Raw genomic sequence first — 6,226 nt, 5'->3', positions numbered from 1 at the left:
GTCGTCGACCTGCGCAACGTCTACAAGCCCGCCGAAATGGTCCGCGCCGGCTTCACCTACGCCTCCATCGGCCGCGGCGCCGTGACGGCGCCGGCGGAAGCCGAGCCCGTCGCATGAGCCGAGGCCCAGTTCTGGTAACCGGCGCGGCCGGCTTCGTCGGCATGCATGTCGCCGAGCGCCTGCTCGATCGTGGCGAGACCGTGATCGGCGTCGATGTGTTCAACACCTATTACGATCCGGCCCTGAAGGCCGCCCGCGCCGCCCGTCTCGACGGGCGGCCGGGCTTCTCGATGGTGCGGATGGACATCGCCGACCACGAGGACCTGCTGGCCCTGGTCAAGGCCTCGGGCGTCAAGCGGATCGTGCACCTGGCCGCCCAGGCCGGCGTGCGCTACTCGATCGAGAACCCCTTCGCCTACGAGCGCTCGAACCTGGCCGGCCACCTGGCCGTGCTGGAAGCCTGCCGCCACGGCGGCGTCGAGGCCCTGGTCTACGCCTCGTCGAGCAGCGTCTACGGCGATCGTCCTCTGGCCGGCGAAGGCTTCAAGGAAACCGATCCGGTCGAGGCCCCGGTCTCGCTGTACGCGGCGACCAAGCGCTCGTGCGAGCTGATCAGCCAGAGCTACGCCAAGCTCTACGGCTTCCCGCAGGCGGGCCTGCGCTTCTTCACGGTCTACGGACCGTGGGGCCGCCCGGACATGGCCTATTTCAGCTTCACCCAGAAGATCCTGAAGGGCGAGTCGATCGAGGTGTACGGCGAGGGCAAGATGGCCCGCGACTTCACCTATATCGACGACATCGTCGACGGGATCATCGGCGTGCTCGACAACCCGCCCCCGCGCGGCGGCCACGAGATCTACAACATCGGCGACAACGATCCCGTCGGCCTGATGGACATGATCTCGGCTCTGGAGGCGGCGATCGGCGTCGAGGCCCAGAAGGTCATGCGTCCCATGCAGCCCGGCGACGTCACGGCCACCTACGCCAACATCGACAAGCTGCAGGCGCTGTGCGGCTACAAGCCCAAGGTCAAGCTGGCCGAGGGCCTGCAGCGCTTCGCCAAGTGGTACGCGGAGTTCTATCCGCGCCCCTGACCGGCGTGCGGTTCGCGTGAATGATCGAAGGGGCGGCCGCCGCGAGGCGACCGCCCCTTTTTCATGTCAGGACGCGGTCTGGCCGGCCAGTTCGACGCCCGTGAAGGTGGGGCGCGCCGGCTCCAGCAGGCGGCGATAGAGATCGTCCAGCGAGGCGTTGAGGCGGCCGCTGGTGTAGCAGGCCTCGAACCGGTTCAGCCCGGCCTCGCGCAGGGTCTCCAGCCGCGAGGGCGTAAGGTCTTCCAGCACGTCCTTCAGGGCGTCGGGCTGGTCGAGCGAGACCACCAGGCCGGCCTCGCCGTGATTGACCACCTCGGGCAGGGCGCCGCGGTCGCTGACGATCACCGGCAGGCCGGCGCGCATCGCCTCGATGGCCACCAGGCCGAAGCCCTCCCAGCGCGAGGGCATGACCAGCACGTCGGCGGCCTGCATGAAGGCGGCCACGCGCTTGCGGTCGGCCCAGCCGTGGAAGGTCACGCGCTGGCGATTGGTCGCCGAGATGCCGGTCGATACGACCGCCCCGCCGACGACGTGCAGGTGGATGTCGTCGCGCTGCAGCCGCTCGACGGCGTCGAGCAGGATGTCGAGGCCCTTCTGCGGGTCGTGGCGGCCGACGAAGAGCAGGTTCAGACGCCCCTCGCCCAGCTCGACCTTGGCGCCGACCTCGGGCACGCGGCGCACGCCGTTGTGGATGACCATCATCCGGTCGGCCGGCACGCCGGCGGCGATGGCGGCCTTCTGCTCGTAGTCGGAGATGTTGACGATGGCGTCGCTGAAGCCGCTCAGCACGCGTTCCAGCACCGCATAGACCTTGGAGCTGAGCGCCTTGCCGTCGCGGGTGAAGGCCCAGCCATGCGGGCAGTAGATCACCTTGGGCCGCGGCTGGGTCAGCGCCAGCACCGGCCGGGCCACGCCGGCGAAGCTGCTGTGCAGGTGGACGATGTCGGGCTTCAGGGATCCCGCCGTGCTGGCCAGCTTGAGGCCCAGCCGCGCCAGGTCGGCGACCGTGCGCTGCTCGCAGTCGAACCCGACGATGCATTCGCGCGGGATCGACGGCACGTGGTCCAGCGAGGATTCCGGCAGCAGGAACCGGACGTTCTCGACGCCGTAGGCCTCGATCTGAACGGGAGCGATCTCTTCGAGATAGCTCGCCGTCCCGCCGGGCAGCATCTGGGCGAAGTGGAGGATCTTCATGACTGAGCGCTCTCGGCGACACGCGTGTAGAAAGCTTCGCGCACGGGGTAGACGGCCGTCGTGGTGTAGCCGCGCGCGTTCTCCAGGTTGACGGCGCTGGCGCGGACGAGTTCGTCGCGATCGGCGGCCAGGCGGCCGACGACGTCGGCCCAGCCCTTGGCGTCGTCCTGGGGCACCAGGAACTCGGGCCCCACCAGTTCGGTGTTGCCGGGCAGCTGGCTGCAGACGGCCGGCAAGCCGCGGGCCTGGGCCTCGATGACCACGCGCGGCAGGCCTTCCTGGCGCGACGGCAGGACGAAGAGGTCGGCCTGGTCGAGGATGGCGTAGACCTCGGCGCCGGCCTTCTTCTTGCCGAGGAACCGCACCTGGTCGGCGACGCCGAGCGCGGCGGCCTGGGCCTCGAACTCGGCGCGGGTGTCGCCGTCGCCGACCAGCCAGAGGTCGACCAGCACGCCGCGCGACTTGAGGATGGCCACGGCCTCGATGATCAGGTCCTGGCCCTTCAGGTGCTTCTGCATCATGGCCACGTTGACCAGGGTCAGCCGCTCCTTGCCCAGGCTCTCGGCCGAGCGCGGCGCGGCCGCCAGGTGGTCCGGCGACAGGTCGAGCGTGGTGTAGTTGAAGGTCGGCCGCTTGGGATGCGGCGGATAGTCGGCCTGCAGCGAGCGGGCGGTGACGTAGGACGAGACGGCCGCCATGCGGCACTGGGCCTTCATGATCGCCGTCCAGATCACCCGGTAGAAGGCCCGGAAGCGCTTCTTGTAGGCGCCGGGCGCGAACTGGGCGTCGGCGTCGGCCATGGCCTCCACCGCGAAGGGCATGCCGCGCAGGGTCAGCACCATCCAGGCGATGGCCGGGAAGATGCCCGGCACGCGCAGGATCACCGGCGACTTGCGGGGGATCGAGAAGAAGGTCTTGAGGATGCCCGGCCCGAAGCGCAGCAGGTCGACCGGCCCGTGGACGGGCGGCAGCGTGATCACCTCGACCCCGGGGCCCTCGACCGCTAGCGCGCCCGCTTCCTCGAGGTCGTGCACGCGGCACATCAAGGAAACGTCGTTGAACACCGTAGTGTAGCGCTTCGAAAAGTTCTCGTAGTGCGTGCGATTTGACGACGGTGCGCCGTTGGTTCGCGTGAAATCCCCATCCAGGACGACAAAAACTCGCTCGAACTTAGTCATTTTCCGTCCTGGACGTCTTCACATAAGCGTTGCAGGCCAAATCAGGCCGCGAAAAGCCAAGCCATAACCGGACATGGCGGCACCCTAGCCACTAGATGTGACGACAATTAGCGATGAAACGGGTTTTATACCCGGGCTTTGTGCCTCAGATCGTCTTCAACACGCCCGAGCTTTTCTTCAATCGCGATTTGTTTCGCCAGTCCAGACTGATGGCAATGGCAAACGCCGCCACTTGCACCAGAGAACCGATAGTGATCGCGACATATGCACTATAGAGGCCAAGACTGGCGCTGAAGAAGCCAGCGGCGAGGGTCGCGGCCAGCCCGATCCCGTAGCAGACGGCCATGCGGCTCGACAGGCCGGCGGCGAAGGCGGCCGAGGCCAGGATGGACACGCAGTAGAACGGACCGGCCGAGATGGCCGCCATGGTCAGCGGGCCCAACTGTCCCGCGAACTCCGGACCATAGACGATGCGCAGCACCTGCACGCCGACCAGGCGCACGGCGACGACGGCGATGATCGACACCCCGACGGCCAGCGCCAGGCCGATGCCGGTCTGGCGGATGAAGCCGCGCCGGTCGTGGGCGCGGACGGCGGCGGCCAGGCGGGGCAGCAGCAACTGACCGACGGTGGCGAAGGCCACTCCCCCGACGGCGACGAAGTGGAAGGTGGCGGCGAACACGCCCAGCGCCTCGTTGCCGATCCGCTCCAGCGCGTAGCGCGGGGCGTTGGAGTTCAGCGACATCAGCACCGACGACAGGGCCATGGGCGCGGAGACCAGCGCCAGGCTCATCCGCCGCTTGACCGTCTCGGGCGCGCGGTCCCAGACCTGCCGCAGGGTGACGGGATTGGCCATCCGGCGCTCGGCGATCAGCGCCGCCGCGCCCCACACCCCGGCCAGGATCAGCAGCGAGGTCCCCAGGTCGTGCGTCAGCCAGTAGGCCAGCGGGAAGACGATGGTCGACACCACCAGGCGGCTGATGCTGACCTCGACGATCAGGCGCACCTGCGTGTCCCGCTGCAGGAAGCCGTAGGACAGGTCGAAATAGCCCTCGGCGAAGCGCAGGGCGAACACCCCGAAGGCCAGCCACAGCGCCTCGGGACCACGCCCCGAAATGGCCAGGCCGACCATCAGCACCAGATAGATCGCCGCCGGCAGGACCGTGCGCAGGAAGGTGAAGTCGGCGTCCTCGACGCCCTCGACCCGCTTGGAGACGACCTGCTGGCGCAGCGACATCCAGGCCATGTAGCCGGCGGGCACGGCGATGCCCTGCAGGAAGGCGAATTCGCCCAGCCGATGCGGCCCTTCCGAGCGCGCGACCAGGGCCATCATCAACCATTGCAGAGCTGCGGGCGTAATACTGGCCAACATCAGGCCGATACTCTGGGCGCCTAGCCGACGCATGCCCTGAAGCTTGGGCTTATCGGCGAAAACTGCTTCTTCCGTATCCCCTCGCGGGTCGGAGACGGACATGCGCACCCTCATCGATACAATTCGCGCTGGCTTTCACACGTAGGCCTTTCGGATGCAAGGCCAGCGTCATACACGGGGCGCAATACTCAAGAGGAGTAGGCGATGCGCTTCGAAAAGGGCGATGGAATGGCTAGACGAGTGGCGCTGCTGTCCACGGAATATCCTCCCTACCCCGGCGGCATCGCCACCTATGTCGGCGGCATCGCCAAGGCCCTGGTCGCGCTGGGCCACCGTCCGACCATCATCGGCGTGGGTCCCGAGGCGCCCGAAGCCTCCAACGGGGTCGAGACCCGCCACATCGCCCTGCCCGCCTATTCGCACAAGCAGCTGCCGCTGATCGCCAACAAGACCCGCGCCCTGCTGGCGGCCGAGGACTACGACGTGATCTTCGCCTGCGACTACCGGATGATCATGGCGATCGGCTGGCTGAACAGCCGCGCCAAGATGGTGGCCGGCGTGCACGGCACCGACATCAAGAGCAAGATCCTGACGAGCCTGGGCGCGGCCGGCGTCTATCGGCCGCTGCGCAACTTCCGCAAGGTGGTGGCCAATAGCGAGTTCACCAAGAGCGAGCTGCTGAGCAACCACCCCTATGTCGATCCGGGCAAGGTGGATCCGGTGCCGCTGGGCGTCGATTCCTTCTGGCGCGAGCCCGACGTCGGCAGCGACGTCCTCGAGCGCCTGGCCATCGGCGAGGACCGCATCGTGCTGGTCTCGGCCGGCCGGCTGGAGCGCCGCAAGGGCCAGAACATCACCATCGCCGCCCTGGAGCGCCTGCCGCCGCACCTGCGCGACCGCGTCACCTACCTGATCGTCGGCAAGCCGGTCGAGGCCGACTACACCGCCGAGCTGGAGGCGGCGATCGCCGCCGGCGCCGCCGACGTGCGCCTGCTGGGCGTGGTCTCGCGCGAAGACATCCGCGCCCTGTTCCACCGCGCCCACGCCCTGATGCACACGGCCACCTACATCCCGCGCAAGGCCGAGGGCTTCGGCCTGGTCATCGCCGAGGCCGCCGCGGCCGGCGCCCCGGCGATCGCCTCGCGCGTCGACGCCATCCCCGAGGTGGCCATCGACCAGGTGACCGGCCTGCTGACCAAGGACGGCGACCTCGACGACGTGGCCCGCGCGATCACCGCCCTGATCGAGGAGCCGGGCCTGCGCGAGCGCCTGGCCGCCGGCGCCAAGGCCCGCAGCGACATGTACGTGTGGGAAGTGGCCGCCAGGGCCGTGCTCGACGAGGCGGCCTGACGCAAGGAGCAGAGGAGCGCCTGCGCGGCGCTCCTCTG

Annotated in this window: 6 protein-coding genes; 3 read left to right on the top strand and 3 right to left on the bottom strand. The window is 68.5% G+C overall.

What is annotated here, in order from left to right:
- Together AC07N1_RS18040 and AC07N1_RS18035 are read left to right on the top strand one after the other, a co-directional pair.
- A partial coding sequence (locus AC07N1_RS18040; protein WP_494673039.1) for a hypothetical protein occupies positions 1–117 on the top strand: 117 nt, incomplete at its 5' end.
- The gene (locus tag AC07N1_RS18035) at positions 114–1,094 is read left to right on the top strand and encodes an NAD-dependent epimerase/dehydratase family protein (protein ID WP_494673037.1); all 981 of its coding nucleotides are present in this window, start codon (positions 114–116) and stop codon (positions 1,092–1,094) included. The genes AC07N1_RS18040 and AC07N1_RS18035, both read left to right, overlap by 4 nt.
- 66 nt (positions 1,095–1,160) lie before the next feature.
- On the opposite strand, the gene AC07N1_RS18030 is transcribed toward AC07N1_RS18035, so the two are convergent.
- The 3 genes from AC07N1_RS18030 to AC07N1_RS18020 all read right to left on the bottom strand — a co-directional run bounded on the left by AC07N1_RS18030 (position 1,161) and on the right by AC07N1_RS18020 (position 4,838).
- Positions 1,161–2,288, bottom strand: a complete 1,128-nt coding sequence (locus AC07N1_RS18030; protein WP_494673036.1) for a glycosyltransferase family 4 protein — start codon at positions 2,286–2,288, stop codon at positions 1,161–1,163.
- Positions 2,285–3,322, bottom strand: a complete 1,038-nt coding sequence (locus AC07N1_RS18025) for a glycosyltransferase (RefSeq protein WP_494673035.1) — start codon at positions 3,320–3,322, stop codon at positions 2,285–2,287. The genes AC07N1_RS18030 and AC07N1_RS18025 overlap by 4 nt, the downstream gene beginning before the upstream one ends.
- A 289-nt stretch (positions 3,323–3,611) precedes the next feature.
- Positions 3,612–4,838, bottom strand: a complete 1,227-nt coding sequence (locus AC07N1_RS18020) for a lipopolysaccharide biosynthesis protein (protein ID WP_494673034.1) — start codon at positions 4,836–4,838, stop codon at positions 3,612–3,614.
- A 204-nt stretch (positions 4,839–5,042) separates the two neighbouring features.
- Between AC07N1_RS18020 and AC07N1_RS18015 the strand changes: the two genes are divergently transcribed.
- Positions 5,043–6,188, top strand: a complete 1,146-nt coding sequence (locus tag AC07N1_RS18015; RefSeq protein ID WP_494673033.1) for a glycosyltransferase family 4 protein — start codon at positions 5,043–5,045, stop codon at positions 6,186–6,188.
- Positions 6,189–6,226: the final 38 nt, after the last annotated feature.

It is taken from the genome of Caulobacter sp. GW821-FHT09B11 (assembly GCF_059418205.1).
This window is presented reverse-complemented; position numbering and strand designations above follow the sequence as displayed.

Bases quoted from the DNA above. Each gene is read 5' to 3' on its own strand.
- AC07N1_RS18015 (WP_494673033.1), top strand. From the start codon at position 5,043: ATGCGCTTCGAAAAGGGCGATGGAATGGCTAGACGAGTGGCGCTGCTG.
- AC07N1_RS18035 (WP_494673037.1), top strand. From the start codon at position 114: ATGAGCCGAGGCCCAGTTCTGGTAACCGGCGCGGCCGGCTTCGTCGGC.
- AC07N1_RS18020 (WP_494673034.1), bottom strand. From the start codon at position 4,838: ATGTTGGCCAGTATTACGCCCGCAGCTCTGCAATGGTTGATGATGGCC.
- AC07N1_RS18030 (WP_494673036.1), bottom strand. From the start codon at position 2,288: ATGAAGATCCTCCACTTCGCCCAGATGCTGCCCGGCGGGACGGCGAGC.